This is a genomic window from Cystobacter fuscus (assembly GCF_002305875.1).
GTDB lineage: Bacteria > Myxococcota > Myxococcia > Myxococcales > Myxococcaceae > Cystobacter > Cystobacter fuscus_A.
Window position 1 is genome coordinate 7,032,805 of record NZ_CP022098.1, and the last position, 25,972, is coordinate 7,058,776.

Sequence of the window (25,972 nt, forward strand, 5' to 3'; positions counted from 1 at the left end):
TGCCAACCGCTCCCCCATGAGGGACCCGACCCCTACCTGGAGTGGAGTACGCCCCGCCCTGCTCCTGCTGCTCTGCCTGCTGCCCCTGGGGGTGCTCGGCAATCCCCCCATGCCGGGGGACGACTCGATCCGGGCCCGGCTCAAGGCGTGCCTGCTGACGGGGGAGATGGCGTGTGTCGTCGACCAGTACCTGGCGCTCCAGGACATCGGGCGGGTGCCGGGCTGGATTGATGCCTATACAGGACTGGCGGGTCTCCCCTTGACGGAATACATGAAGAGGCTCGGAACATCAGGAATGAGCCAGGTCCTTCACGAAGTGGTGAAAGCACCATGAGTGAGTGGAAGGTGGGCAAGGAGGTGCCTCTTGCCGAGAAGTGGCAGGGGCGCCAGGTGGGACTCATGGATGCCCTGCTCCACGCGCGTGAATCCATCTTGGATGGGCGTGGACTCTGGTCCGTGACAGGCGGAGAGACCATCGAATCGCTTCTATCCTTCACCATCGGCTGGGCCTCCAACACCCAGTTCAACGGAGGTCGGGATCAGGAGTGGCGTGATTTCCGGCGTTGGCTCGACGACGTGGAGCCCGCGGCGCGCTACGAGGGCTGGCACGTGACGTTCCTGCGCGAGTGCGGCGGGGACCACGAGCGCGCGGTCATGAAGTTCCTCGATCGCGCCCACGAGTTCGTCTCCCTGCGTCGCTCGGCCCCCAAACCCTGAGAATTGCAGGCGATTTCATACAATCTGGCGACGCGGAACGCGCATCCGGCCACCTCTTCGGTTACTGTCCGGACACAAAGGACCCTAGAGGAAACACATGTCCCGCACCATTCGTGCCCCGCGTGGCACCACCCTGTCCTGCAAGGGCTGGGTCCAGGAAGCCGCCCTCCGCATGCTGATGAACAACCTGGATCCCGACGTGGCCGAGCGCCCCGGGGATCTCGTCGTCTACGGCGGCATCGGCAAGGCCGCGCGCGACTGGCCCTCGTTCGACCGCATCGTCGCGAGCCTCCAGCGCCTCACCGACGAGGAGACCCTGCTCGTCCAGTCCGGCAAGCCCGTGGGTATCCTGCGCACCCACCCCGACGCCCCCCGCGTGCTCATCGCCAACTCCAACCTCGTGGGCAACTGGGCCAACTGGGACCACTTCTTCGAGCTCGAGAAGAAGGGGTTGATGATGTACGGCCAGATGACGGCCGGCTCGTGGATCTACATCGGCACCCAGGGCATCCTCCAAGGCACCTACGAGACCTTCGCCCAGGCCGGCCGCGTCCACTTCGGCTCGGATGACCTGTCCGGCCGGCTCGTGCTCTCCGGCGGCCTCGGCGGCATGGGCGGCGCCCAGCCCCTGGCGGCCACCATGAACAACGCCGTCTTCCTCGGCGTGGAGATCGATCCCACGCGCGCCCAGCGCCGCGTGGAGACGCGCTACCTCGACGTCATCGCCAAGGATCTCGACGAGGCGCTCGCGCTGGTGAAGGAGGCACAAGCCAGGCGCCAGGGCCGCTCCATCGCCGTCATCGGCAACGCCGCCCAGGTGTTCCGCGAGCTGTACCGGCGGGGGCTCAAGCCGGACCTGGTGACGGACCAGACGAGCGCGCATGATCCGCTCAACGGCTACATCCCCGCGGACCTGTCGCTCGAGGCCGCCGCCGAGCTGCGCCAGCGCGACCCCCAGGGCTACGTCGAGCGCGCGCGCCAGTCCATGGCCGCGCAGGTGCAGGCGATGCTGGACTTCGCGCGCGCGGGCAGCCACGTGTTCGACTACGGCAACAACATCCGGGCCCAGGCGCAGCTGGCGGGGCTCGAGCACGCCTTCGACTTCCCCGGCTTCGTGCCCGCCTACATCCGTCCGCTCTTCTGCGAGGGCATGGGGCCCTTCCGCTGGGTGGCGCTCTCGGGAGACCCCGAGGACATCCGCCGCACGGACGAGGCGGTGCTGGAGCTGTTCCCGGAGAAGGCCTCGCTGCGCCGCTGGCTCGAGCTCGCGCGCGAGCGCGTGGCGTTCCAGGGCCTGCCCGCGCGCATCTGCTGGCTGGGCTATGGCGAGCGCGCCCGGGCCGGCCTGCGCTTCAACGAGATGGTGCGCAAGGGCGAGCTCAAGGCCCCCATCGTCATCGGGAGGGATCACCTGGACTGCGGCTCGGTCGCCTCGCCCAACCGCGAGACGGAGGCCATGAAGGACGGCACGGACGCGGTGGCCGACTGGCCCATCCTCAATGCCCTGGTGAACGCGGTGAACGGGGCCTCGTGGGTGTCCTTCCACCACGGCGGGGGCGTGGGCATGGGCTACTCGCTGCACGCCGGCCAGGTCATCGTCGCCGACGGCACCCCCGAGGCCGCTCGCCGCATCGAGCGCGTGCTGACGTCCGACCCCGCCATGGGCGTGCTGCGCCACGCCGACGCGGGCTATTCCGAGGCCCACGAGACGGCGCGCACCCGCGGCGTGCGCATCCCCGGCCTCACCGAGTGACGCGATGGAAACCCTGGAGCTGCTCATCCGCAACACCTCCGAGGTGCTCACCGTGGAGGGCTCCCCCCAGGAGCCCGCCGAGCGCGCCCTCACCCCGCATCCCCACGCCTGCGTCGGCGTGCGCCGCGGGAAGATCTGGTACGTGGGCTCCGAGAGCGCCCTGCCCCCGGGCGCGGTGGGCCCCTCCACCCGGGTGCTGGACGCCCATGGTCAGTTCGTGGGCCCGGGCTTCGTGGACCCCCACACCCATGCCGTCTTCGCCGGCGAGCGCGCGGCGGAGTTCGATCTGCGCTGCCAGGGCGCCACCTACCTGCAGATCGCCCAGGCCGGCGGCGGCATCGCCAACACCGTGCGCGCCACCCGCTTCGCCAGCGAGGAGGATCTCATCCGGCTCGCCCTGCCCCGGCTCCAGTTGATGCTCGAGTACGGCATCACCACCGCCGAGGTGAAGAGCGGCTACGGCCTCACGCTCCAGGACGAGCTGAAGATGCTCCGGGTGGTGCAGCGGCTGTCCACGCTCCAGCCCGTGGAGCTCATCCCCACCCTCATGTGCGCACACGCGGTGCCCGAGGAGTACCGCGAGTGGCGCGAGTCCTACCTCGATTTGTGCATCCAGGAGATCCTCCCCGCGGTGGCCGAGCAGGGCCTGGCGCGCTTCTGCGACGTGTTCGTCGAGCAGGGGGCCTTCACGCACGCGGAGGCGCGCCGCCTGCTGCTGGCGGCCCGGAAGCGGGGGCTGCAAGTGCGGCTGCACGTGGATCAGCTCAGCGCCTCGGGAGGCGCGGAGCTGGCGGCCGAGCTGGGCGCTGCCTCCGCGGACCACCTGGAGCAGGTGAGCGATGCGGGCATCCAGGCGCTCGCGGCCGCGGGGGTGTCGGCCGTGCTCGTGCCCACCGCCACCCTCTTCCTGCGGGTGCGCCCCTACGCCCCCGGGCGCAAGCTGCGCGACGCGGGCGTCAACGTGGCGCTCGGCACCAACCTCAACCCCGGCTCGGCCATGAGCGAGAACCTTCCCCTCGCCTTGGGGCTCGCCTGCCTGGAGAACGGGCTGACGGCCGCCGAGGCCTATTGGGCCGCCACCCGGGGAGCCGCGCTCGCGCTTGGTTTGAGTTCCGAGGGACGGATTGCCGTGGGCGACCCCGCCAATCTTGTCATCTTTTCGTGTTCAAACTATCGCCACCTTCCCTATCACCTGGGAATCAATCACGCACGGATAGTGATCAAGGGAGGCCATGTCGTGGTAGAGCAGGAAAAAGCCCTTTGTGCATGATTCTGGTTGCACAAGTGGCATTCGAGGGAACTTCCACCCTGGGCCGGCCGTTAGCATCAAACAAGCAAGCCTATGTGCCGCCTCTTTGGTTTCAGATCCGCTGTCCCCGCCGCCGTTCATCCTTCGCTCGTCACGGAGAAGAATTCCCTCCTGCGTCAATCGCGGGAGCACAAGGATGGATGGGGAATCGCCGCCTATGAAACGGGAGACAATCCGTTCGTCGCGCACGGATTGGGCCCGGCGCACTGCGACCCCGACTTCGAGCGGGTCAGCAGCCGGGTGTCTTCCCGCACGGTGGTAGCGCACATCCGCCTGGCGTCCGTGGGGCAGGTGGAGAAGTGCAACGCCCACCCCTTCACCCATGGCCGGTGGTGCTTCGTGCACAACGGCACGCTGAAGAACTTCGCCCGGCACCAGGCGGCGGTGGAAGCGCTCATCCGGGAGGATCTGCGCGCGCTCATCCAGGGCGCCACGGACTCCGAGCGCTGCTTCTACCTCTTCCTCACCCGGCTGGCCGAGCAGCGTCAGTGCCTGGTGGGCCCGGCGTGCGTGGAGAAGGTGGCCCGGGCGCTGGCGGAGACGATGGGGCTGGTGTCGCGCCTCACGGATGAGCCCGGGCAGGACGGCTCGTCCATGAACTTCCTGGTCACCAACGGGGATGTGATGGCGGCCACCCGGCGCAACCGCTCGCTCTTCCTGTCGGACACCGCCCCCGAGACGGGCAGGCTCCCCCACCGCAAGCACCTGGGGGCGCCCAAGCCGGGGGATCGGCTGGAGCAGTTCGTGCTCGCCAGTGAGCGGCTGTCGGGAGAGGACCACTGGCACGAGGTGGCGGAGAACAGCGTCATCGGCGTGGACAGCGGCCTCGTGTTCCACCACTGGAGGGTGGGGGACCTGGACGCCCGGCACTGAGGCCCGGGCGGAGAGGCGCTCCCTAGGGAGAGGGAGGACCCTGGAGCGGCGTCCCCCAGCGGGCGATCTGGGCGTTCACCGTCATGTCCCCCGTCACCCGGAAGGAGCGGAGCGGCACGGGCGTGCCCTCCGAGGACAGCTCCGGCGTCCAGACGTCCTCCCGCCAGAGCGTGTAGGACACCTCCGCGTCCACCGCGAGGCGCACCATCCCCGTGTAGTGCCCGTTGGTCTGGCGGCGCAGGTAGAAGCCCGGGGCCACGTTCCCACCGAGCGAGGCATGCGAGCCCAGGACGGTGATGACGGCGTCGGACGGTGTCCCGTCGGGGACCGTCACGTCGAAGGTGACGGTGGCGTGGGGGTACTCCTGAGGCGGAGGCTCGATGGCGCCACACCCCATCAGCACCACACTGGCGAGCGGGATGAGCAAGAACCACTTCACGGCGTGGCAGGGGTTCATGGGCGCAGGATATGCCAACCCCTCGCCGCGGAGGGCACGGCCCGCCCATCTGTTGTCCGCTGCACGAACCCCCGGACCCCCTCCGTGTTGCCCGGTCAGCGCTCGGCCAGCAACCAGTCCTTCAGCAAGCCGGCGGGCCGCGCGCCCCAGGCCTCGGCCACCAGCTCGCGGGACTCCTCGCCCACCTCGCGCAGGGTGAGCCGCAGGTACTCGCGCGGCGCGGCCTCGGGGATGCGATCCAACCACTCCACCAGCAGCGCGCCGTCGCCACCCACCATGTCCAGGAAGCCCGTGGCGTACAGCTCGTCGTAGTCGGCCAGCCGGTAGAGGTCCGCGTGGTAGAGCGTCAATCGCCCCTGGTAGGGGTAGACGATGGCGAAGGTGGGGCTCGCCACCTGCGAGCGCTCCACCCCGGCGCCCTCGGCCACGCCACGCACCAGGTGCGTCTTGCCCGCGCCGAGATCGCCCACCAGCCCCACGAAGTCCCCCGGCTGGAGCAACCGCCCGAGCCGCACGCCCAGGCCGTGGGTCTCCTCGGGCGAGCCCGAGCGCACCGTGTGGCTCAGCGTGGGCACGCTCATCGCTCCCACCGCGTCCACACCGAGCACAGCCCCTTCACCACGTCCGAGGCGATGAGGCCCAGCCGGCCCCGCCGCCCGGCGGCCAGATCTCCCGCCAGCCCGTGCGCATACACGGCCGTCCAGGCGGCCTCGGGGAGCTTCAGGCCCTGGGCGAGCAGGGCGCCCAGCACGCCGCTCAGCACGTCCCCCGTGCCGCCGGTGGCCATGCCCGGATTGCCCGTGGGGTTGACGTACACGGTGCCATCCGCGTGGGCGATGAGCGTGCGCGCCCCCTTGAGCACGAGCGTCACCCCGTGCGTGCGCGCGAAGTCCCGCGCCACCTTCACCCGATCCTTCTGCAGCTCCTTCGTGGGCAGGCCGGACAGCCGCGACATCTCGCCCGGGTGGGGCGTGAGCACCACGGGCCCCCTGGCCCGGCGCAGCACCCCCAGGTCCGTGGAGACGGCGTTGAGCGCGTCCGCGTCCAGCACCACGGGCACGTCCACGCGCTCGAGCAGCTCGCCGAGCAGCGCCGCCGTCTCCTCGCCGCGAGGGATGCCAGGGCCCACCACGAGCGCGTCCTTCTGCTCCGCCGCGGCGAGCAGGGACTCCAGGTCCGCCCGCCCCAGGGGACCGCGATCCTCCAGGGGCCAGCCCATCAGCTCGGGAGCATGGCCGAGCACCGACTCCACCACCTGGGCACGCGTGGCCACGGTGACGAGCCCCGCCCCTGCGCGCAGGGCGCTCAACGCGCTCAGGGCCGCCGCCCCGGACTTGCCCAGGCTGCCGGCCACCACCAGCACGTGCCCGTAGGTGCCCTTGTGGGTGTCCGAGCGGCGCGGGGCGATTGCACCCCGGGCATCGGCCTCCTCGACGAGGAAGACCTCCGCGCCCGCCTGGGCCTCGACGGCGTCGGCGGGAATGCCGATGTCCACGCACCGCACCTCGCCGCACAGCGTGACGCCGGGCTCCAGCACCTGCCCCTGCTTGAGGAAGCCGAAGGTGACGGTGGCATCCGCCTCCACGCAGGGCTCGAAGGGCACTCCCGTGTCCGAGTGCAGCCCCGAGGGCACGTCCGCGGCCACCACCTTCGCCCCCGCCGCGCGCCAGCGACGCACGTGCTCGATCGCCTTGGCGAACTCCCCGCTGGGAGGCCGGGTGAGCCCGGTGCCGAAGATGGCATCCACCACCACGTCCCCCACCCGCGGCTCCTCCACCGCCCCGAGTGCCTGGGGCTCGAGACCCGAGGGCCCCAGGGCGAGCAGGTTGCGCTGGGAGTCCGGCGTGAGCTTGTCCCGGGGACCCACGAGCACCAGCGTCACCCGTCGGCCCCAGGCATGGAGCAGGCGAGCCGCCACCAGCCCGTCGCCACCGTTGTTGCCAGGTCCGCACACGACGAGGAAGCGCCCGCCCGGCGAGCCGAGCTCCCGGGCCACCTCCGCCAGCTCCCGTCCGGCGTTCTCCATCAACAACGGGGACGGCATGCCGAAGTGGTCTCCGGCGGCGCGGTCGGCCGCGCGCATCCGCTCGGCGGTGAGGACTCGGCGCATGACGTTCAGCTCCTCTCTTGCAGGACCACGGTGGCGGCGGCGACGCCCGCGTCATGGGTGAGCGCGAGGAAGGCCTCCGCGCGCCGCTTCTCCATCTCCACGCGCGCCACGCCCGACAGGCGGAAGCCCGGGGGACCGCCCGCGCGCACCACTTCCATGTCGTGCCAGGTGAGGCCCTTGGGCGCGCCCAGGGCCTTGATGAGTGCTTCCTTGGCGGCGAAGCGTGCCGCGTAGGCGCTCGCCTTGTCCGAGCGCGCGTCGCACAGCTCGCGCTCGGCCGGCGTGTACACGCGCTCGAGGAAGCGCTCGGCGCGGGCTCCGTCCAGGATGCGCTGGATGCGGGCCACCGAGCAGATGTCCAACCCCAGGCCGATGATCGCCATGGCGCGCGCTCGCCCTAGCCCGGGTTGCGCATCAGCTCGAGCATCTCGCGCACCGCGCGCTCGAAGCCCACGAGCACGGCGCGCGCGACGATGGCATGGCCGATGTTCAGCTCGTCGATCTCCTGGATGCGCGCGATGGCGCGCACGTTGTCGTAGTTGAGCCCATGGCCCGCGGCCACGCCCATGCCCAGCCGCGCACCCGCCTTGGCCGCGTCCACGATGCGGCTGAACTCGCGCTCGCGCTCGCGCTCGTTGCGCGCCTCGCAGTAGCGCCCGGTGTGCAATTCAATCCGGTCCGCGTTCACCTTGTGGGAGGCGCGCACCTGATCCAGGTCCGGATCGATGAACAGCGAGACGGTGATCTCCCCGTCCTTGAGGTTCTTGATGGTTTTGGCGAGCGCGTCCTTCTGGCCGTTGACCTCCAGGCCGCCCTCGGTGGTGAGCTCCTCGCGCCGCTCGGGCACGAGCGTCACCACGTCCGGCTTGTGCTCGTAGGCGATCTTCACCATGTCCTGGGTGGCCGCCATCTCCAGGTTGAGCAGCGTCTGCACCGTCTCGCGCAGGATGCGCAGGTCGCGCTCCTGGATGTGGCGCCGGTCCTCGCGCAGGTGGATGGTGATCTGCCCGGCGCCGGCCAGCTCGGCCAGGGCGGCGGCCGTCACCGGATCCGGATACGACACGCGACGCGCCTGCCGCAGCGTCGCCACGTGGTCCACATTCACACCCAGTCGCTGTCCCATGTCGGCCGCTCTCCCTCGCGAGGGCACACCGGGCGGGAGTCCTACACCGCTTCCGCCCGGGCGCGCGCCCTTCTATTCGCGGCCCGGGACTTGGATGTCAACCGTTGAGCGCCGCGGACAGCTCCTGGGCGATCTGCTGCGCGTACTGCTCGTTGCGCGTGGCGTCCGTGCCCTCGATGAGGACACGGGCCTTGGGCTCGGTCCCGGAGAAGCGCACCAGCACCCGGCCCTCCTTGCCCAGCTTCTTCTCCACGTCCTGGATGGCCCTCATCACCGAGGGCAGCTCGCCCAGCTCGCGCTTGTTCTTGACGACCACGTTGAGCAGCGTCTGGGGCACGGGCTGGAAGATGGAGGCCAGCTCGCTCACCGGCTTCTGCTGCCGGCACATCACGGCGAGCAACTGGAGCGCCGCCAGGGTGCCATCACCCGTGGTGGTGTGGTCGGAGAAGATGAGGTGGCCGCTCTGCTCGCCCCCCAGGTTGTAGCCGTTCTTGCGCATCTCCTCGACGACGTAGCGGTCACCCACCTTGGTGCGCACCACCTTGACGCCGTAGTTGGCCACCGCGCGCTCCAGGCCGACGTTGCTCATCACCGTGGCCACGAGCGTCTTCTTCTTGAGCTCCTTGCGCGTGACGAGCTCGCCCGTGCAGATGGCCATGATGGCGTCGCCATCCACGACCTGGCCCTTCTCGTCCACGACGATGAGGCGGTCGGCGTCGCCATCCAGCGCGATGCCCAGGTGGGCCCCGTTCTTCACCACGCACCTGGCGAGGTTCTCCGGGTGGAGCGCGCCGCACTTGTGGTTGATGTTCTTGCCGTCCGGCTGCACGCCCAGGGTGATGACCTTGGCGCCCAGCTCCTCGAGCACCGCGGGGGCCGTCTTGTAGGCGGCGCCATTGGCGCAATCGACGACCACGGTGAGCCCCTCGAGCGTCAGCTCGCGCGGGAAGGTCGTCTTGAGGAAGACGATGTAGCGGCCGCGCGCGTCCTCCAGGCGGAAGGCCCGGCCAATCTTGGTCGCCGTGGGGCGGATGGAGTCGATGGCGCCACTGGCCACCAGCTCCTCGATCTTCGCCTCGGTCTCGTCCGGCAGCTTGAAGCCGTCGCGCCAGAAGAACTTGATGCCGTTGTCCTGGTACGGGTTGTGGGAGGCGGAGATGACGGCGCCCGCGTCGGCCCGCATGGAGGTGGTGAGGTTGGCGATGCCCGGAGTGGGCAGCGGACCCACCAGGTCCACGTCCACGCCCATGGAGATGAGCCCCGCGGCGAGCGCCTGCTCCAGCATGTAACCCGACAGGCGCGTGTCCTTGCCGATGATGACGCGGTGGCGGTGGGGTCCATTGCGGATGAGATGGGCCAGTGCGCGGCCCAGCTGCATCGCGACTTCCGCCGTCATCGGGTAGACGTTGGCGACACCGCGGACTCCATCCGTGCCGAACAGTCGCTGCGACGCCCTCTCTTCATTCGGGGGCATGTTCATCCTGTACGCCATAAAATTACCGCTCCACCTTTCCCTGGCCGGCCACGCGGGCCGGACCGCCCACGCCAGAGGGCTTATAGCGCGCCCTCCACGAGCCCGAAGCTAGGGAGTGGAAGTTCCCTGGACAAGCGTGCGACCCCAGAAGATGGACTGGCACTTCAGGGTGGTCGGTACGGGTCACACCTTCTCGTTCATGGTGGGCCCGCGTCGCCCTCTAGTAGAGCGAGCCGCCCTCCAGCGCCCCACGCACGGCGTCCACCACGGCGAGAGCATCCCGGGCCTCGGTCACGTCGTGGACCCGGACGAAGTCCGCGTCTCCCGCGGCGGCCACGGTGGCCACCGAGCCCAGGGTCGCCGCCAGCCGCTGATCCACCGGACGACCTCCCGCCAGCTTCCCCAGGAAGCTCTTGCGGCTGGTGCCCACCAGGACGGGCAGGCCCAGCACGCGCAGCTCCCCCAGGCGTCTGAGCAGGAAGAGGTTGTGCCCCAGCGTCTTGCCAAAGCCGATGCCGGGGTCCACCAGCACGCGCTCGCGCGGAATGCCCGCCGCCACGGCCCGCGCCACGCCCTCCTCCAGGAAGGCGAGCACCTCGTCCACCACGTCCTCGTAGTGGGGGGCGAGCTGCATGGTCTCGGGGGTGCCTTGAATGTGCATGAGACAGCAGGCCGCGCCCGCCTCGGCCGTCACCCGGGGCAGCTCCGGATCGAACCGGAACCCGCTGATGTCGTTGACGAGCACCACGCCCGCGCGCAGCGCCTCGCGCGCCACCGCCGCCAGGGTGGTGTCCACGGAGAGTGGCACGTCCGTGCGGACGCGCAGCCCCTCGATGACGGGCAGCAACCGAGCGAGCTGCTCCTCGGCGGGCACGGGGGCGGAGCCGGGCCGCGTGGTCTCCGCGCCCACGTCCAGCACGTCCGCGCCCGCCTCGGCCAGCCGCAGCCCGTGGGCCACGGCGTCCTCGGCGCGCAGGTAGCGCCCTCCGTCGGAGAAGCTGTCCGGGGTGACGTTCACCACGCCCATGACGTGGGTGCGCGCGCCGAAGGTGAAGGTGCGCCTCCCGAGCGTCAGCGGCGCCGGGGGCCTCGTGCTCTCCAGCAGGCGCGCCACGGCGTCGACGAGTCCGGCCAGCTCCGTCCGCTCCCGGGCACGAGCCATCATGCGCTCGAACTGCTCCTTCCTTCCGGAGAGCAGCCCCGTGCCGGGCCGGGTGCGTGGCTCTCCCTCGACCCACGAGGGGTACTCCTCGTGCCCCGGGCGGGTGCGGCCGGCCAGGAGGTCCGTGAGCACACGGCCCTGCTCGCGCTCGAGTCCCGTGAGCAGTACGTGCAGCGCGGACACCTTCTCGCGCAGCTCCTCGCGGGCGGAGGGGGACAGCCCGAGGCGCAGCAGGGCGGGCTCGAGGTCGGCGGGGCGATCGAGGCGGACGGGACGGGCTCGAATCATGGGCGGAGCGGCTCCGGCGGGACGCGCGAGAAAAAGACGAAGGCCCTCCCCACGTGGGTGGAGAGGGCCTGGGTTCTACCTGAGCGGAGGGCCGCGGCTTCAGGCCTTGTTCGGCTCCATGTTGGGCAGTCCCTCGAGCGCGTCGAGGATCTTCCGCTTGTCCTTCTTCTCGGTGGACTTGGTGGGCGGGGCCATGACGCGGGGCGGCGGGCGCTCGCGCGTGAGCTGTCCGCCCTGCAGGAGGATGTTCACGTCCTCGGCGTCCAGCGTCTCGTACTCCACCAGGGCGTCGGTGACGCGCTTGAGGCCCTCGAGGTTCTCGGTGAGCACCGCCTTGCCGCGCTCGTAGCAGCCCATCACGATGCTGCGCACCTCGGCGTCGATGAGCCGCGCGGTCTCCTCGGAGTAGTCCTTGCTCGAGTTGAAGTCGCGGCCGAGGAACACCTCACCGTCGCTCTTGCCGAAGGCCAGGGGCCCCAGCTTCTCGCTCATGCCCCAGCGGCACACCATGGCGCGCGCCGTCTCCGTGGCACGCTCGATGTCGTTGGAGGCGCCCGAGCTCATCTCGTTGAACATGAGCTCCTCGGCGATGCGACCGCCCATGGCCATGGAGATCTGATCGAGGATCTGCTTCTTGTAGCCGTTGACCTTGTCCTCGGTGGGCAGGCTCCAGGTGAGACCCAGGGCCTGGCCGCGCGGGATGATGGTGACCTTGTGGAGCGGATCGCAGCCGGGCAAGAGCTTGGCGATGATCGCGTGACCCGCCTCGTGCACGGCGGTGTTCCGCTTCTCCTTCTCGGTCATGATCATGGACTTGCGCTCGGGGCCCATGAAGACCTTGTCCTTGGCGGCCTCGAAGTCGCTCAGGTCCACGCGCTCCTTGTTCTGCCGCGCGGCCATCAGCGCCGACTCGTTGACGAGGTTCTCCAGGTCCGCGCCCGTCATGCCGGGGGTACCGCGGGCGATGACCTCCAGCTCCACCTCGGGAGCGAGCGGCACGCGGCGGGTGTGCACCTTGAGCACGCCCAGGCGGCCCTTGAGGTCGGGGCGCGGCACCACGATGCGCCGGTCGAAGCGGCCGGGACGCTGCAGCGCCGGGTCCAACACGTCCGGACGGTTGGTGGCGGCGATGAGGATGACGCCCTCGTTGGACTCGAAGCCGTCCATCTCCACGAGGAGCTGGTTGAGCGTCTGCTCGCGCTCGTCGTGTCCGCCGCCCAGGCCCGCGCCACGGTGACGGCCCACGGCGTCGATCTCGTCGATGAAGATGATGCACGGGGCGTTCTTCTTGCCCTGCTCGAACAGGTCGCGCACGCGGCTGGCGCCCACGCCGACGAACATCTCCACGAAGTCCGAGCCGGAGATGGAGAAGAAGGGCACGCCCGCCTCGCCCGCCACCGCGCGAGCCAGCAGCGTCTTGCCCGTTCCCGGCGGGCCCATCATCAGCACGCCCTTGGGAATGCGGCCGCCCAGCTTGGTGAACTTCTTGGGATCCTTGAGGAAGGCGACGATCTCCTCGAGCTCCTCCTTGCACTCGTCCGCGCCGGCCACGTCCGCGAAGGTGATCTTGTTGTGGCTCTCGTTGAGCAGCCGCGCCTTGGACTTGCCGAACGTCATCGCCTTGCCGCTACCGCCCTGCAGCTGGCGCATGAAGAAGATGAAGAAGAGGAACAGGAAGACGACGGGCATCCACTGACCGAGCACGGTCAGCCAGAGGCTGTTCTGCTCCTCGCGCTCGTACTTCACGTCCACGTCGTTCTTGCGCAGTTGCTCGAGGATGGCCGCGTCCGGGGCGGGGCCAGTGGTACGGAAGTCCGTCTGCGAGTCGGAGAACTTCCCCGTGTAGGTATTTCCCTTGACCGACACCTCGCGGACCTTCTTGTCCTCCACCTTGGCGAGGAACTGGGTGAAGGTCGGTTCCTCCACCTGCACGCCGTTGGTGTTGAAGAAGTTGTAGAAGGCGACGAAGAGGACGATCAGGATGACCCAGAGGCCGATGGTTTTGTAAGTCGAACGCACGTGGCAGCAGCCCTTTCGGTGCTCGGCGGCAGTGGTGGGCACGGACGGAAAAGCCCAACACTTCCGACCGGTTGTCACGACACCGGGCGTATTGCCCGTGTATCTGACGGTAACAGCAACAACAAAAACGCCTCAACTATTTTGGGGGTTCCTCTTCTGGCACGCCCCCGAAGTGTCCGACTCTATAACGCACAGCCCCCGGGCATGCCCGTGCCAGGAGGCAGTGCCCAGAGATACAGCCGTACAGCGCCCGCGTCCGGCGAATTCCACACCCCTGGTACCCAGAGCACACTCCCCCTGGCGTCCGTGACGACCGGCACCCGGTCCCGGTGCTCGCGGGGAACGCGGCCGTCCACCAGCACGTCCTGCAGCTTCCGGGAGCCGGCGGGACCGCGCACCCGATCCCCGGCGCGACGCGTCCTCACCGTGAGCGGCCACCGGGTCTCCTCCCTCAGGGACAGGGCGAGCGCCCCCGGGGGCGGTGTCCCGGACCCCACCCCGAAGTGCCATTGCGTTCCGGGCTGCACGCCCTCGCTCCCCTCTCCGTCCAGGACCAGGCAGGCCGCGGCCTCGTCCGCTGACCCCTCCCGGCGCACGCAGCGCACGCGTCCCCCCATGGCCAGGAGCTGGAGGCCCCCCGGCACGTACCCTCCGCGCAGCGTCACCGTCCCCCCGTCCGCCACGGCGTCCAGCACCCGGGCGAGCGAGGGCCCATCCACCTCCGCCCCCGCCGCGGTCATCAGGCGGACGAGCACCCGGCGGCGCAGCGCGGGCTCCAGGGCGCGCACGCCCACCGCGTCCAGACTCCCCTCCGGCAGCACCAGCCGATCCCAGGCCTCCTCGGCCATGCGGGCCAGCAGCGCCTCGTCCTCGGCCGCCAGGCGGGTGAAGGCCGCCAGGTGTGGCACCACGGAGAAGCCCACGGCCGCGGAGAGCGCGGGCAGCAGCTCGTGCCTCAGCCGCGCCCGGAGAAAGGCCCTGTCCTCGTTCATGCTGTCGTGCACGAAGCCCGTGCCCTGCTCGGCGAGGAATGCCTCCACCTCCTCGCGCGTGCGCTCGATGAGCGGACGGACGAGCGCGGCGCGCGCCCGGTGGATGCCGATGGCGCCGCGCAGGGCGGTGCCTCGCGACAGCCGCATGAGCAGCGTCTCGGCCTGGTCCGTCGCCGTGTGCGCCGTGGCCACCGCCCCCAACCCCCGCTCGCGCCGCAACGCCTCCAGCGCCGCGTAGCGGGCGTGCCGGGCCCGCTCCTCCACCCCCGGACCCCGCCGCAGACCCAGCTCGCGGACATGACACGGCAGCCCCCACCCGGCCGCCAGCCGGACGACCGCCTCGGTGTCCCGCCGGGCCTCGGGCCGCAGACCGTGGTCGAGCGTGGCCACCTCCACCCGCAGCGACAGCGCCTCGCGCACGAGCGCCGTTCCCACCAGCAGGGCGCACGAGTCCGCTCCCCCCGAGACGGCCAGCAGCACCGAGCCTCCCTCCAGACCGAGCTGGCGGTAGCACCCCGCGAGGTTTCGCGAAAACAAGAGGCTCGTTTCACCCATGACCGGCATCGAACACGCGAGGGAATCGGAATCGCGCGGGCCGGGTTACACCAGATGCGGCCGGTTGAAGCAGCCGAAGTCGATTCTTATGCTCTTCCTGGGGGTCGCGACGGTCGGGGAAAAGAGGGCGGGGGCGGAATGGCCGAGCGACTCGAAGGGTTACACTGATGGATTTTCAACGGAGTTGGGCCTAGGGGTCCCCCCCCTCCCCCTCTGGGCCCACGGGGCCGCTGGGACACGTCCTGGCGGTCCTTCTTTCCGGAACGCCCCGGATCCTGCCTGCCAGGATCCGGGGCGTTCTCTTTTCGCGGGCTTTTTTCGCACACGCGGAATACCCGGCGGCATACGGTGGGGACACACGCCGAAACCGTTGACCCGTCAGGAGGTCTGTCGGATAACGGCTCCAGTGTGTTCAGGTCGTCACCTCGTATCCGTTCCGGAGACCCAGGATGGCAGGCACCGACAAGCGCAAGCAGTCCCTCTACTTCCCCGAGGAGATGCTCAAGGAGATCCAGGAGGAAGCCAACCGCCAGGACCGTTCGCTCTCGTGGGTCGTCCAGCAGGCCTGGAAGATCGCTCGTGACCGCATCAAGTCGTTCCCCGCCGTCAACGACGTGACGGGTGACGAGCGGCAGGACCCACGTGAGGAAGGAAGGTCCTAAGGGCCATGGCCGCTACTGATCATCGAAAACAAAGCCTCTACTTCCCCGAAGACATGCTGGATGAAATCCAGCGCGAGGCGACGCGGCAGGATCGCTCGCTGTCGTGGATCGTCCAACAGGCCTGGAAGGTGGCCCGGGGCGATCTGCGCAAGATGCCCTCGCCCAACGATGTCTTCGGCGCCCCGCCGCCCCGCCCCGACGGCACGTCGGACGGGACGTAGTCCCCCAGCACCCTTCCCGGCCCGGAGCTAGCGCACCACGGGCCGGGAGGGTTTCGCGCAGTTCTCGAAGACGACGCGCTCCTCCTCGTACAAGGGGGGTTTCTGCTCGGCATGTTGGCCGCGCATCCAGGCCACGGTGAGGGTCACGTCCGTGGTCCGGCCCTCGGACGAGCTCGCCGTGACGGGGTTGCGCGCCACGTCGGAGGCCGCGTCCTTGAAGATGGTGCCGTAGCCGTCTCCGCCCAGCGCCAGGAACGACGACATGGCCACCCGGTAGTACGGAGCGTTGTCCCGCGGGGGCAAGGGCACCGCCCGGCCGCTCACGCTCAGCTCCTGCACGCGCTGTCCCACCGGGCGCGAGCAGTCCACGCGCAGCTTGACGTCCTCGGACACCTGCAGGAAGGCGCCCGAGGGCGCGAGGATGGGCTGGCCCGCCGGCGACAGTCCCTCCACCGAGTGCTCGAACATGGCCACGAGCTGCTTCTCGGTGAGGTCCACCGTCACCACGGAGTTCTCGAAGAGCATCACCTCGTGCAGGAGGCCATTCTTCAGCGGCCCCTTGGGGATGGACGTGCGGGTGACGCACAGGCCCTCGGCCCGGAGCGCGCCTCCGTTGATGATGCCCAGGTGCGCGGGGGCCCGGGAGCCATCCTCGGCGTGGCGCAGCGCGTCCGCGGCGAGCTGCCCGAGCGCATGGTTGTCATGCCGCGTGTAGATGCGGTCCAGATAGACGTCCTGGCCCAGGTAGCCGAGGACCGTCTCGGGCTCCTCCACCAGGGGCTGGCACTGATCGTTGTAGCGCAGGCAGCCCAGGCCCGGAGCCAGGGCCAACGCCAGCAGCGCGACGGAGAACGGTCGGGACATCACAGGTGGGCCCTCAAGGTCAGGAAGGCGGACAAGCCCTCACGGGGAAGCAGGTTGGGGATGCGGTCCGGACGGGGCACATCATCGCGCAGGTCGAAGTCGAAGACGTTCTGCACCAGCAGCGTCAGCTCGAAGTGATCGGCGATGGGCTCGGTGCGCACCTGCGCGGTGATGAGGTTGTAGGCGGGGATCCGGTAGCGGCGCACCAGCTCCAGCACCGAGCGCGTGTTGTTGCGCCGCTCGGCGCCCGCGCGCACCACGAGATCGAAGTTGATGATGTCTCCAATGGGCATGGAGATGCCGGCGTTGAAGCGCGCCTGGGGGGTGTCGGTGAGGTAGAGGTGGTTGGCGGGCAGCTCCAGATCCTCGGCGCGGAAGAGGCTCGCGTTGACCCAGGCGGTGGCGCGCTTGCTGGCCTCCAGCCGAGCCTCGCCCTCCACGCCGTACACGCGCACGCCCAGCTCGCGGTTGCGCACCGGGACGATGTTGCCCGAGGTGTCCACGGCGGCGATGGGATGGGAGAAGCCCTCGTAGAAGGCGTTGCCGCGCAGGCGCACGCGCGCCTCGCCCGCCGTCTGGACGAGGTCCGCGCCCAGCTCGATCGTGTCCACCACGGCGGGCTGCAGGCTCGGGTTCCCCTCGAAGCGGCCCTGGTTGTAGTAGGTGTTGGGGATCTGCTCGAGCAGCTCCTGGAGCGTGGGCGGACGGAAGGCCCGGCCGTAGAGCAGCTTGAGCACGAGCGAGTCGGTGACCGAGAAGACCAGCCCCGCGCGGGGATTGAGGCTCGTCACCAGGTGCGTGCCGGTGATGGCGAGGCTGTCCGTGTCCACCAGGGGCAACTCGGTCACGTCCGCGCGCAACCCGAGGGTGAGCGTGAGCGGCTCCACCACCGTCCATTGGTCCTGCACGAAGGCACCGAACGCCAACCGCCGCGAGGCCGCGCCCTGGGCGATGTCCTGGATGTCCACGAGCCCCGTCGGCGGCGCCAGCTCGCCACGCAGGCGGCTGTCGGAGGTGTAGTTGGTGAGGTAGGAGTAGTCGTCCAGCGTCTGCAGCTCCCCCACCGCGCCGAAGGACAGGCGGTTGCCCTCGAAGAGCGACAGGTCCGCGTCCACGCTGGCGCCCAGGGTGCTCACCGTGACGAGCGTCTGCTCGAGCATGCCCTCGGGGAAGAGCTGGGTGCGGTCATCCGGGCCGGTGCGGAAGTTGTCCGGGCCGATCTGGAAGAGCCGGTCCGTGTACTGCCGATCCGCGGACAGGCGCGCGCGCACCCGCATCTGCTCGCTCACCTGGCGCTCGTAGGTGATGTCGCCCAGCAGCATCAGCCACTTGAGGCGCGAGTCCGGACCCATGGTGTCGAACAGGCCCAGGAGCGCGGCGCGGTTCTCGGACATCACCCGCACGGACGCGGTGAGGCGGTTGCGCGAGGAGATCGCGTACTCGGCGCCCAGGCCGAGGTTGAGCAGGAAGCGGTCATCATGGGTGTAGCCGGCGGGATCCAACGGCTCGCGCAGCTTCTGCGCGAGCGTGTCCGCGTCGAGCGCGTCCTTCTCGACGGCCGTCGAGCCCCCCTCCTGGTACCAGACGTCCCCGTCCCCGAAGAGCTTGAGGCGATCCAGGCCGAGGGCACCCGAGAGGTGGAGATCCGCGGCGGGCGCGAGGCCCTGCTCCACCTTCTTGGGCACTCCGCCCACCGAGGCGGAGGAGAACAGGCCTTCCTCGCGCTGCGTGACGAGGTTCACCACGCCCAGGAAGGCCCCCGCGCCATACAGCGACGAGCCCGGACCCCGGATGACCTCGATGCGCTCGAGGTTCTCCACCGGCAGGTTCATCAGCGCCTTGCCGTCGAAGAAGTTGTTGAGCCGGTGGCCGTTGAGCAGGAAGAGCACCTCGGCGTCGTTGCGCAGGCCGCGCACGGCCGTGCGGTAGAAGCCCTGGACGTCGCGGCTGATGGAAAGCCCGGGCACCACGTCCAGCACGTCCGCTACCGTGCGCGCCCCGAGCGAGCGGATCTGCTCGCGCCCGAACGAGGCGGCGATGGCGGGCACCTTCTTCACCGACTCCTCGTGCCGCGTGGCCAGCGCCAGCGTGTCCTCGGCGGTGTAGAGCGCCAGATCCTCCTCCATCTGCGAGCGCGCCGACTCGACGGGCGCGGGCTCGGGAGGAAGCGGGCGCGCGGGCCGCTCCGGGGCCGGGGGGGTGGCGGCCGATTCCGAGTCCGCGGGCAGCTCGGCGTTGAGCGCCGCCATGGCGTCATCGGATTCGGACGTCCGGGCCGGCTCGGCCTTGCGCACGGGCTCGGGCTTGGAGGGCTCGGGCTTGCGTGCGGACTTCGCGGGCTCGGGGGCACGGGGAGCGGGGGGCGGACGCGGGGGGCTGCCGGTTCCGGGGGCGTCCGGGACGACAGGGGCGGCCCTCGGGCCGGAGGCTCCGCGCCCTCGACGAGTACCCGGGCCGGACGCGTGGCGCTCTTGAAGAGCGGCACCCGCTCTCCACCGGGAGTGAAGCCCTCCACGTAGTACTCGACCCCGGGAGCGGCCAGGTGCGTGCCCGGAATGGTTCCCCGGTAGAGGTCGCCGTACTGCAACTCCATGGGCGCCTCGGTGTAGGGCTCGCCGGAGCCGCGGTAGCGCAGCACCACGCGGAGGATGCGCTGGGTGCCGGTGAGCACACCATCCACCACCAGGGCCTGGCCGGCTTCCGCCTGCTCCGGGGGATTGTGAAGCAGGGACGACTTCTCCTGCGAGTGGACGGGCAGCGCCACGAGCAGCACGAGCGCGAGGAGGATGGAGCGGGGGCGTGAGCAGGCCACGGGGACTCGGATCGTCCACCGTGGGCCCGGACGCGTCAAGGAAGGGGGACACGGTCGCTGAATTTTTGCCGGCCCCTCGGGTGCGTGCGAGTGGTGACCGCCCATGCGCGCGTCGCTCGCCCTCCACCTCGCCCTGTTCCGTCGTCAGAAGGCCCAGATCGCCCGGGTCGTCGAAGGACAGTCGGCGGCCTTTCGCGCCTACGAGGCCCGCTACCGCCGGCGGACCTCCGACTACCGCCAGCTCCTCTCCGCCCACGCCGTCTCCCAGCAGGTGCGCGCCGCGGACGTCATCTACGTGGGCGACTACCATACGCTGCCGCTCGCGCAGGAGACCTACCTGAACCTCGTGGAGGGCGTCCGGGAGGCGGGCCGCCGGGTGGTGCTCGCGCTCGAGTGCGTGGAGGGCCGGCACCAGGCATCCGTCGACGCGTACCTGGCCGGACGCCTCACCGAGCGCGCCCTGCTCTCCCGCCTGGGACTCGGCGCGGGACAAGGTGCCTGGTCCGGGGCGCGCACGCTGCTCGCCTACGCCCGGCGCCACCGCCTGCCCGTGGTGGGCATCGACCGCCGCGCCCAGGGAGAGCGCTCCCTCGAACTCCGGGACGCGTACGCGGCCGAGCGCATCGCCCGAGCCCTTCGGGCCGAGGATTCCCCCCGGGTGGTGGTGCTCGTGGGCCAGTACCACGTGGCGCCCTGCCACCTCCCCGCCCAGGTGGAGCGGGCACTCGGCGAGGCGCACGGCCTCAAGGGGCTCGTGGTGTACCAGAACGCCGAGGGCGTCTACTGGCGGCTCGCCCGCGAGGGCAAGGTGGGCGCGGCGCAGGCGGTGGAGCTGGCGGATGGGGCGCTGTGCCTGCTCAACGCCTCACCCGTGGTGTGCCAGCAGAGCTTCCTGGACTACCTCGAGGCCGAGTCGGGGGACTCGCCCCTGCGCGAGCGCGGCGCCGCCGAGCGCTTCCGGGAGATGGCGGGCCTCATCGGACGGCTCGCGGGCGTGCCGGTGGGGCGCTGGCTGGACGAGGCCGAGGTGGTGACGGCGGCGGACGGGGACGCACTCGAGCGCATCCAGCAGCGGGGCCGCTTCACGCAAGGTGAACTCGTGCAGCTGCGCCGCTACATCCTCTCGCGCGAGAGCTACTACATCCCCCGGGCGCGCACGGCCTACCTGGCGTCGCTCTCCCTCAACCACGCGGCCGAGGAGGCGGCGCACTTCGTGCGGCACTGCGCCGTGGGCGACGCCATGGAGGCGCCGCGCCGGGCCTCGGATGCCTTCTACGCGCGCTGCGTGGAAGAGGCGCTGGGCTTCTTCGGCTCGAAGCTGGTGAACCCCCGGCGCGTCTGCGTGGGGGCCGGCGAGTGGGCCCTGCGCTTTGGCCAGGCCCGGGGCGTGGAGCGGCAGATCGCCGCGTTCGTGCTCGCGCACAAGGCGGCCGAGGTGGAGGTGCCGGACGAGGCGGTGAAGCTCCTGCCCCTGCGCAAGGATCGGCTCTTCCATGGCGTCAGCCACGCACTGGGCTACCTGCTGGGCGATGCGCTCTACCAGGGCTTCGAGGCGGGCCGGGTCGAGCGCGCCGAGGTGCGCGCCCTGTTCCGGGATCCCCTCGAGGACCCGCGCGCCACCTACTTCCAGTGGGTGCGCCGCCTGTCCTCCTGAAGACGTGCGGAAGACGTGAGAGGATGGGCGGCGACATGAAACTCTGGGTGGATGCCGATGCCTGTCCCGGTCCCGTGCGGGACATCCTCTTGCGCGCCTCGCAGCGCTTGCGGCTCCCCATCGTCTTCGTGGCCAACAAGTCGCTCTCCCTGCCCCGCTCGGAGCTCGTGTCCTCCGTGCGCGTGGGCAGCGGGCTCGACGCCGCGGACAACTACATCGCGAAGCAGGCCCAGGCCGGCGATCTCGCCGTCACCCAGGACATCCCGCTCGCGGCCCTGCTCGTGCCCAAGGGCGTCGTCGTGCTCGATCCCCGCGGCGAGCTGTTCACCGAGGACAACATTTCCGAGCGCCTGTCCGTGCGCAACTTCATGCAGGAGCTGCGCGAGAGCGGCGTGGTGACGGGCGGCCCCAGTGGCTTCTCCCCACAGGACCGCCAGCAGTTCGCCGCCGCCCTGGACCGCGAGCTCGCGCGACTGCACAAGCCACGACCGTAGACGCCCCTCCCCTCTTCCGGTGCGGCGCGCCGCTCTGGCAAGGTAGCCGCCAGTCCTGCCGGGGAGGCCACACCATGAAGATGAAGGAGCGGGTGGAGAAGCTCGAGGAGCAGCGCCGCCGCAACGAGGGCCTGGGCGGACCCGAGCGCATCGAGCGCCAGCACGCCAAGGGCAAGCTCACCGCCCGTGAGCGCCTCCAGCGGCTCTTCGACGAGAACACCTTCGAGGAGATGGGTCTGCTCGCCGGAGCCGAGGGCCACCTGCCCGAGGAGGAAGACGCCTCCCGCCCCTCGCCCGCGGACGGCGTCATCACGGGCGTTGGGGAGATCGACGGACGGCCCGTGGCGGCGGCGCTCTACGACTTCACGGTGTTCGGCGGCTCCATCGGCACGGTGGGCGAGCGCAAGGTGGCGCGCATGCGTGACCTGGCCCTCAAGCACCGCATCCCCATGGTGTGGCTGGTCGACTCGGCGGGCGCGCGCCTGGAGGCGGGCGGCGACGTGGACCCCCGGCGCCTCGCGGGCTTCGCGGACACCGGCTACCTCTTCCGCGAGCAGGTGGTGATGAGCGGCGTGGTGCCCCAGGTGGCCGCCATGGTGGGCCCCGGCGCCGCGGGTACCGCCTACATCCCGGCGCTCGCGGACTTCGTGCCCATGGTCAAGGGCACCAGCTCGCTCGCCCTCGGCGGCCCCTACCTCGTGGAGTCCGTGGTGGGCGAGAAGGTGACGGAGGAGGAGCTGGGCGGCTCGAAGGTGCACACCGAGGTGTCCGGCGTGGCCGATGCCGAGTACCCCGACGACGCCACGTGCCTCACCGCCATCCGCGAGTACCTGTCCTTCTTTCCCTCGCACTGCGAGGAGCGGCCCCCGCGCCGGCCCACGACGGATCCGTTCGATCGGCGCGACGAGTCCCTGCTCACCGTGGTGCCCGACAGCCCGCGCCAGGCGTTCGACATGAACAAGGTCATCCTGTCGCTGGTGGATGAGCGCAAGTTCTTCCCGCTCAAGCCCCGCTTCGCGCGCAACCTCATCACCGGCCTGGCGCGCATCGACGGCTGGCCCGTGGGCATCGTGGCCAACAACTCCATGTACCTGGGCGGCATCCTGGACGTGAACGCGGCGGACAAGGCGGCGCGCTTCATCAACCTGTGTGACGCCTTCCAGGTGCCGCTGCTCTTCCTCCAGGACGTGCCGGGCTTCATGGTGGGCACCAAGGTGGAGCAGCAGGGCATCATCCGCCACGGGGCGAAGATGATGTACGCGGCCGCCAGCGCCACCGTGCCCAAGTTCACCGTGGTGGTGCGCAAGGGCTACGGCGCGGGCTACTACGTCATGAATGGCCGGGCCTTCGAGCCGGATCTCTTCATCGCCTGGCCCGGCGCGGAGATTGGCGTCATGGGCGCCGAGGGCATGGTGGCCATCGCCGCGCGCAAGCTCTTGCAGGGCGCCGGCAGCCCCGAGGCCGCCGAGGCCATGAAGAAGGAGCTCGCCGAGGGCCTGCGCCAGCACATCCGCATCGAGCGCACCGCCGCGCTCGCCATGGTGGACGACGTGGTGGATCCCCGCGACACGCGGCGCCTGCTCGCGCGCGCCCTCAAGCGCTCGGCGAACAAGAAGGTGGAGCGCCCCTTCCGCCGCCGGGAGATCTCCCCCGTCTAGAGGCCCTCTCCCACCTGATCCAGCGCGCGCTCGATCTGCTGCAGTGCATAGGGCTTGGGCAGCACCACTGCGCCCAGGCCCTGGTCCAGGCCCTCGGTCGCGCTCCCATACCCCGAGGCGACGATGACCCGCAGTCCGGGAACGCGCCGCACGGCCTCGCGCGCCAGCTCCAGCCCCGACATGCCCGGCAGGCTCACGTCGGTGAACAGCACGTCGAAGCGGCTGGTGGACAGCGCCGCGCGGGCCTCCTCCGCGCTCGAGACCGCCAGCACGTCGTGCCCGAGGATGCCCAACAGCTCGTACGCGGACGTGCGGATGTCCTCGTCGTCCTCCACGAGCAGCACGCGCAGGCGCGTCTTCTTCGGGGGCTCGGGGGCACGCACGGCCCGGACCCGCTCGCGCCGCAGCGCCAGCATGTCCCGCGCGTTCTGCCGCTGCTGACGGTTGCGCAGCATCATGCGGATCTTCCGCGCCATATCCTCGCGCCGGTAGGGCTTGACCAGCAACGCGACGCCGGGATCCAACCGCCCGCCATGGACGATGGCGTTCTCCGTGTAGCCCGAGGTGAACAGTACCTCGAGCTCCGGCAGGGCCTGCCTGGCCTGCCGCGCCAGCTCGGGACTGCGCATGGGGCCGGGCATCACCACGTCGGTGAACAGCAGATCCACCGGCACGCCGCTCTGGATGATGGCCAGCGCGCTCTGGGCATCCCCGGCCTTGAGCACCCGGTAGCCCAGCTCCGAGAGCATCTCCACCGCCGTGGCGCGCACCGCGACATCGTCCTCCACCACCAGGATGGTCTCGTTGCCCCCCTCGATGGGCCCCTCGAGCACCTCGACCGGCGCCGTCTCCGCCTGGAAGGCGCGGGGCAGGTAGATCTTCAGCGTCGTGCCGTGGCCCACCTCGCTGTAGATCTTCACGTGGCCCCCCGTCTGCTTGACGAAGCCGTACACCATGCTCAGCCCCAGCCCCGTGCCGCGGCCCTCGGGCTTGGTGGTGAAGAAGGGCTCGAACGCCCGCTCGATCACCTCGGGAGGCATGCCGCAGCCCGTGTCGGAGATGGCCAGCAGCACGTACTGACCGGGCACCACGTCCTGGTGCAGGTGGGCATAGTGATCGTCGAGCATGGCGTTGCTCGCCTCGATCGTCAGCCGGCCGTGGGACTCCATCGCGTCCCGGGCGTTGATCGCCAGGTTGAGGATGACGTTCTCCAGCTGGTTGGCATCGGCGAACGTGTTCCACAACCCGCCGGAGAGGACCGTCTCGATCTCGATGTCCTCACCCAGCGCGCGGCGCAGCAGCTCATCCATGTCGCGCACCAGGCGGCCCAGGTTGATGACCACGGGCTCGAGCGGCTGGCGCCGGGCGAACGCGAGCAGCTGCGCGGCGAGCTTGGCACCGCGATCCACCGCCCCGACCGCGGTCTGCAGGCGCCGCTGGCCCCGCTCATTGCCGGCCACCTCGTTCTGCAACAACTGGAGGTTGCCCCCGATGACCTGCAGCAGGTTGTTGAAGTCGTGCGCCACCCCACCCGTCAGCTTGCCCACCGCCTCCATCTTCTGGGCCTGCCGCAGCGCGGCCTCGGTCTCGCGGCGCTCGGCCTCGCTCTGCTCGAGCGCCTGGGTGCGCTCGCGCACCAGCTCCTCCAGGTGCTCCTGGTAGCGGCGCAGCTCTTCCTGGGCCCGCCTCTGCTCGGTGACGTCCTGCCCCTGGGCGAAGACGCCCGAGATGGTCCCATCCGGCTCGACGATGGGCTGGTACACGAAGTCGACGTACACGTCGGTGAGCGGCGCGCCTGGCGTGCGCTGCAGGCGCACCAACGTGCCCCGGCCGACGAACGGTTCCCCCGTCGTGAACACCTTCTCCAAGAGCGACGGGAAGCCCTGCTCCACCGTCTCGGGGAGCGCCTCGCGGATCGGCTTGCCGATGATGTCCCGGTGGCCCACGAGCTGGTAGTAGGCGGGGTTGCTCATCTCGAAGACGAAGTTGGGCCCGCGCAGCACCGTCACGAAACCCGGCGCCTGCTCGAACAGCCGGCGCAGCCGGCTGCGCTCCTCGTCCAGCGTCCGGTTGGCATCCTGGACACTGCGCGCGCGGTGGAGGACGCCGGCCTCGAGTTGAGCCCTGGGAGGCTCGTCGTCCCGGGCGACCTGGGCGGCGCGCACCGTGCGCTTGAGCTCCTGCAACTCCGTCACGTCCACGGTGTGCTGGAGGATGAAGGCCACCTCGCCCCGCTCGTCGAGCAGCGGCGTGTGGGTGGCGCTCCAGAAACGCTCCCGGACGACGATGCCCTCGGGCGTATGCAGGGGCACCCGGTAGGGGATGAGCGCCAGCGTGTCCGGCACTCGCCGCGTCAACACCCGCTCGAATGACTCGCGCAGCAGTCGCGCCGGGAGGTTGCCCGGATCGTTCGGATCGTTGGGAAACGCCGCCAGGATGTGCTGGCCCACGATGTCCTCGAACCGGCTCGCCGTGACGCGCAGATAGGCCTCGTTGGCCGCCACGTAGCGCAGCTCACGGTCCAGGAGCATGTAGGGGTTGGGCGAGAGGTTGAAGAGCCTCTGATAGTCGATAATCACGGACATATTTCCACGAGGGCCCGCGCCCCTCTCTCCCGTCCCTGGGAACAGCAACTGATCCAGCCCGGTGGCGCTTTTACCCAAACGTGTCGCTCCCCTTCCAGACCCGGCTCACCGCGGGTGGTGAATCGTTCATGTGTCCACAAGAGCACACGAACCCGCCGCGCGGAAAAAGCCTTCCAGGCAACGATCGAGT

The 25,972-nt window shown here is 70.2% G+C and carries 23 protein-coding genes; 11 read left to right on the plus strand and 12 right to left on the minus strand.

Going from position 1 to position 25,972, the window contains the following annotated elements; genetic code table 11:
* Positions 1-16 precede the first annotated feature (16 nt).
* From CYFUS_RS28625 to CYFUS_RS28645, 5 genes are all read left to right on the plus strand, one after another.
* Positions 17-334: a hypothetical protein gene (locus CYFUS_RS28625; protein WP_095988114.1), complete on the plus strand. Its 318-nt coding sequence runs from the start codon at positions 17-19 to the stop codon at positions 332-334.
* Positions 331-717 carry a hypothetical protein gene (locus tag CYFUS_RS28630; protein ID WP_095988115.1) on the plus strand — a complete coding sequence of 129 codons (387 nt, stop codon included), beginning with the start codon at positions 331-333 and terminating at the stop codon, positions 715-717. The genes CYFUS_RS28625 and CYFUS_RS28630 overlap by 4 nt, the downstream gene beginning before the upstream one ends.
* 97 nt (positions 718-814) lie before the next feature.
* Entirely contained in the window at positions 815-2,470 is a 1,656-nt protein-coding gene (gene hutU, locus CYFUS_RS28635; protein WP_095988116.1) for a urocanate hydratase, read from the plus strand.
* Positions 2,471-2,474: 4 nt separating this feature from the next.
* A complete protein-coding gene (gene hutI, locus CYFUS_RS28640) occupies positions 2,475-3,740 on the plus strand; it encodes an imidazolonepropionase (RefSeq protein WP_095988117.1) in 1,266 nt (421 codons plus the stop codon).
* 72 nt (positions 3,741-3,812) lie between these two features.
* Positions 3,813-4,652 (plus strand): class II glutamine amidotransferase, encoded by an 840-nt coding sequence (locus tag CYFUS_RS28645; protein WP_095988118.1) that lies wholly within the window; start codon positions 3,813-3,815, stop codon positions 4,650-4,652.
* Positions 4,653-4,674: 22 nt separating this feature from the next.
* Here CYFUS_RS28645 and CYFUS_RS28650 read toward each other — a convergent pair whose 3' ends face one another.
* The 9 genes from CYFUS_RS28650 to tilS form a co-directional block, all read right to left on the minus strand.
* Complete coding sequence (locus CYFUS_RS28650) at positions 4,675-5,091, minus strand: hypothetical protein (RefSeq protein WP_157758707.1); 417 nt, start codon at positions 5,089-5,091, stop codon at positions 4,675-4,677.
* Between the two features lie 113 nt (positions 5,092-5,204).
* A complete protein-coding gene (gene tsaE, locus CYFUS_RS28655) occupies positions 5,205-5,690 on the minus strand; it encodes a tRNA (adenosine(37)-N6)-threonylcarbamoyltransferase complex ATPase subunit type 1 TsaE (protein ID WP_095992286.1) in 486 nt (161 codons plus the stop codon).
* Positions 5,687-7,219, minus strand: a complete 1,533-nt coding sequence (locus tag CYFUS_RS28660; protein WP_095988120.1) for an NAD(P)H-hydrate dehydratase — start codon at positions 7,217-7,219, stop codon at positions 5,687-5,689. The genes tsaE and CYFUS_RS28660 overlap by 4 nt, the downstream gene beginning before the upstream one ends.
* A 5-nt stretch (positions 7,220-7,224) precedes the next feature.
* A complete protein-coding gene (gene acpS / locus CYFUS_RS28665; protein ID WP_095988121.1) occupies positions 7,225-7,602 on the minus strand; it encodes a holo-ACP synthase in 378 nt (125 codons plus the stop codon).
* Positions 7,603-7,616: 14 nt separating this feature from the next.
* The gene (locus tag CYFUS_RS28670) at positions 7,617-8,342 is read right to left on the minus strand and encodes a pyridoxine 5'-phosphate synthase (protein ID WP_071902048.1); all 726 of its coding nucleotides are present in this window, start codon (positions 8,340-8,342) and stop codon (positions 7,617-7,619) included.
* Between the two features lie 97 nt (positions 8,343-8,439).
* Positions 8,440-9,834, minus strand: a complete 1,395-nt coding sequence (glmM, locus tag CYFUS_RS28675) for a phosphoglucosamine mutase (RefSeq protein WP_095988122.1) — start codon at positions 9,832-9,834, stop codon at positions 8,440-8,442.
* Positions 9,835-10,036: 202 nt separating this feature from the next.
* The gene (gene folP / locus CYFUS_RS28680) at positions 10,037-11,266 is read right to left on the minus strand and encodes a dihydropteroate synthase (RefSeq protein ID WP_095988123.1); all 1,230 of its coding nucleotides are present in this window, start codon (positions 11,264-11,266) and stop codon (positions 10,037-10,039) included.
* Between the two features lie 99 nt (positions 11,267-11,365).
* Positions 11,366-13,285 (minus strand): ATP-dependent zinc metalloprotease FtsH, encoded by a 1,920-nt coding sequence (gene ftsH, locus CYFUS_RS28685; RefSeq protein ID WP_095988124.1) that lies wholly within the window; start codon positions 13,283-13,285, stop codon positions 11,366-11,368.
* Between the two features lie 182 nt (positions 13,286-13,467).
* Positions 13,468-14,841 carry a tRNA lysidine(34) synthetase TilS gene (gene tilS, locus CYFUS_RS28690; protein WP_420042655.1) on the minus strand — a complete coding sequence of 458 codons (1,374 nt, stop codon included), beginning with the start codon at positions 14,839-14,841 and terminating at the stop codon, positions 13,468-13,470.
* A 440-nt stretch (positions 14,842-15,281) separates the two neighbouring features.
* Here tilS and CYFUS_RS28695 point away from each other — a divergent pair, with 440 nt between their 5' ends.
* On the plus strand, positions 15,282-15,494 hold the full coding sequence (locus tag CYFUS_RS28695) for a TIGR04563 family protein (protein WP_002628981.1): 213 nt from the start codon (positions 15,282-15,284) through the stop codon (positions 15,492-15,494).
* Positions 15,495-15,499: 5 nt separating this feature from the next.
* The gene (locus CYFUS_RS28700) at positions 15,500-15,715 is read left to right on the plus strand and encodes a TIGR04563 family protein (protein ID WP_095988126.1); all 216 of its coding nucleotides are present in this window, start codon (positions 15,500-15,502) and stop codon (positions 15,713-15,715) included.
* 27 nt (positions 15,716-15,742) lie between these two features.
* Here the strand turns inward: CYFUS_RS28700 and CYFUS_RS28705 are convergent, their stop codons facing one another.
* Together CYFUS_RS28705 and CYFUS_RS28710 are read right to left on the minus strand one after the other, a co-directional pair.
* A complete protein-coding gene (locus CYFUS_RS28705) occupies positions 15,743-16,579 on the minus strand; it encodes a 5'-nucleotidase C-terminal domain-containing protein (RefSeq protein WP_095988127.1) in 837 nt (278 codons plus the stop codon).
* On the minus strand, positions 16,579-18,873 hold the full coding sequence (locus tag CYFUS_RS28710) for a TonB-dependent receptor plug domain-containing protein (protein WP_232536863.1): 2,295 nt from the start codon (positions 18,871-18,873) through the stop codon (positions 16,579-16,581). Before CYFUS_RS28710 ends, CYFUS_RS28705 begins: the two co-directional genes overlap by 1 nt.
* A gap of 248 nt (positions 18,874-19,121) precedes the next feature.
* On the opposite strand from CYFUS_RS28710, the gene CYFUS_RS53070 reads away from it, so the two are divergent.
* From CYFUS_RS53070 to CYFUS_RS28725, 4 genes are all read left to right on the plus strand, one after another.
* Entirely contained in the window at positions 19,122-19,382 is a 261-nt protein-coding gene (locus CYFUS_RS53070) for a hypothetical protein (RefSeq protein ID WP_232536864.1), read from the plus strand.
* Between the two features lie 112 nt (positions 19,383-19,494).
* On the plus strand, positions 19,495-21,045 hold the full coding sequence (locus CYFUS_RS28715) for a ChaN family lipoprotein (protein ID WP_095988128.1): 1,551 nt from the start codon (positions 19,495-19,497) through the stop codon (positions 21,043-21,045).
* 35 nt (positions 21,046-21,080) lie between these two features.
* Positions 21,081-21,539 (plus strand): YaiI/YqxD family protein, encoded by a 459-nt coding sequence (locus tag CYFUS_RS28720; protein ID WP_095992287.1) that lies wholly within the window; start codon positions 21,081-21,083, stop codon positions 21,537-21,539.
* A gap of 74 nt (positions 21,540-21,613) precedes the next feature.
* Complete coding sequence (locus tag CYFUS_RS28725) at positions 21,614-23,197, plus strand: acyl-CoA carboxylase subunit beta (RefSeq protein ID WP_095988129.1); 1,584 nt, start codon at positions 21,614-21,616, stop codon at positions 23,195-23,197.
* Here CYFUS_RS28725 and CYFUS_RS28730 read toward each other — a convergent pair.
* On the minus strand, positions 23,194-25,782 hold the full coding sequence (locus CYFUS_RS28730) for a response regulator (RefSeq protein WP_095988130.1): 2,589 nt from the start codon (positions 25,780-25,782) through the stop codon (positions 23,194-23,196). The two genes, CYFUS_RS28725 and CYFUS_RS28730, sit on opposite strands and share 4 nt — an antisense overlap.
* Between the last annotated feature and the right edge of the window lie 190 nt (positions 25,783-25,972).

Bases quoted from the DNA above. Each gene is read 5' to 3' on its own strand.
- CYFUS_RS28625 (WP_095988114.1), top strand. From the start codon at position 17: ATGAGGGACCCGACCCCTACCTGGAGTGGAGTACGCCCCGCCCTGCTC.
- CYFUS_RS28630 (WP_095988115.1), top strand. From the start codon at position 331: ATGAGTGAGTGGAAGGTGGGCAAGGAGGTGCCTCTTGCCGAGAAGTGG.
- hutU (WP_095988116.1), top strand. From the start codon at position 815: ATGTCCCGCACCATTCGTGCCCCGCGTGGCACCACCCTGTCCTGCAAG.
- hutI (WP_095988117.1), top strand. From the start codon at position 2,475: ATGGAAACCCTGGAGCTGCTCATCCGCAACACCTCCGAGGTGCTCACC.
- CYFUS_RS28645 (WP_095988118.1), top strand. From the start codon at position 3,813: ATGTGCCGCCTCTTTGGTTTCAGATCCGCTGTCCCCGCCGCCGTTCAT.
- tsaE (WP_095992286.1), bottom strand. From the start codon at position 5,690: ATGAGCGTGCCCACGCTGAGCCACACGGTGCGCTCGGGCTCGCCCGAG.
- CYFUS_RS28660 (WP_095988120.1), bottom strand. From the start codon at position 7,219: ATGCGCCGAGTCCTCACCGCCGAGCGGATGCGCGCGGCCGACCGCGCC.
- acpS (WP_095988121.1), bottom strand. From the start codon at position 7,602: ATGGCGATCATCGGCCTGGGGTTGGACATCTGCTCGGTGGCCCGCATC.
- CYFUS_RS28670 (WP_071902048.1), bottom strand. From the start codon at position 8,342: ATGGGACAGCGACTGGGTGTGAATGTGGACCACGTGGCGACGCTGCGG.
- glmM (WP_095988122.1), bottom strand. From the start codon at position 9,834: ATGGCGTACAGGATGAACATGCCCCCGAATGAAGAGAGGGCGTCGCAG.
- folP (WP_095988123.1), bottom strand. From the start codon at position 11,266: ATGATTCGAGCCCGTCCCGTCCGCCTCGATCGCCCCGCCGACCTCGAG.
- tilS (WP_420042655.1), bottom strand. From the start codon at position 14,841: ATGCCGGTCATGGGTGAAACGAGCCTCTTGTTTTCGCGAAACCTCGCG.
- CYFUS_RS28695 (WP_002628981.1), top strand. From the start codon at position 15,282: ATGGCAGGCACCGACAAGCGCAAGCAGTCCCTCTACTTCCCCGAGGAG.
- CYFUS_RS28700 (WP_095988126.1), top strand. From the start codon at position 15,500: ATGGCCGCTACTGATCATCGAAAACAAAGCCTCTACTTCCCCGAAGAC.
- CYFUS_RS28705 (WP_095988127.1), bottom strand. From the start codon at position 16,579: ATGTCCCGACCGTTCTCCGTCGCGCTGCTGGCGTTGGCCCTGGCTCCG.
- CYFUS_RS28715 (WP_095988128.1), top strand. From the start codon at position 19,495: ATGCGCGCGTCGCTCGCCCTCCACCTCGCCCTGTTCCGTCGTCAGAAG.
- CYFUS_RS28720 (WP_095992287.1), top strand. From the start codon at position 21,081: ATGAAACTCTGGGTGGATGCCGATGCCTGTCCCGGTCCCGTGCGGGAC.
- CYFUS_RS28725 (WP_095988129.1), top strand. From the start codon at position 21,614: ATGAAGATGAAGGAGCGGGTGGAGAAGCTCGAGGAGCAGCGCCGCCGC.
- CYFUS_RS28730 (WP_095988130.1), bottom strand. From the start codon at position 25,782: ATGTCCGTGATTATCGACTATCAGAGGCTCTTCAACCTCTCGCCCAAC.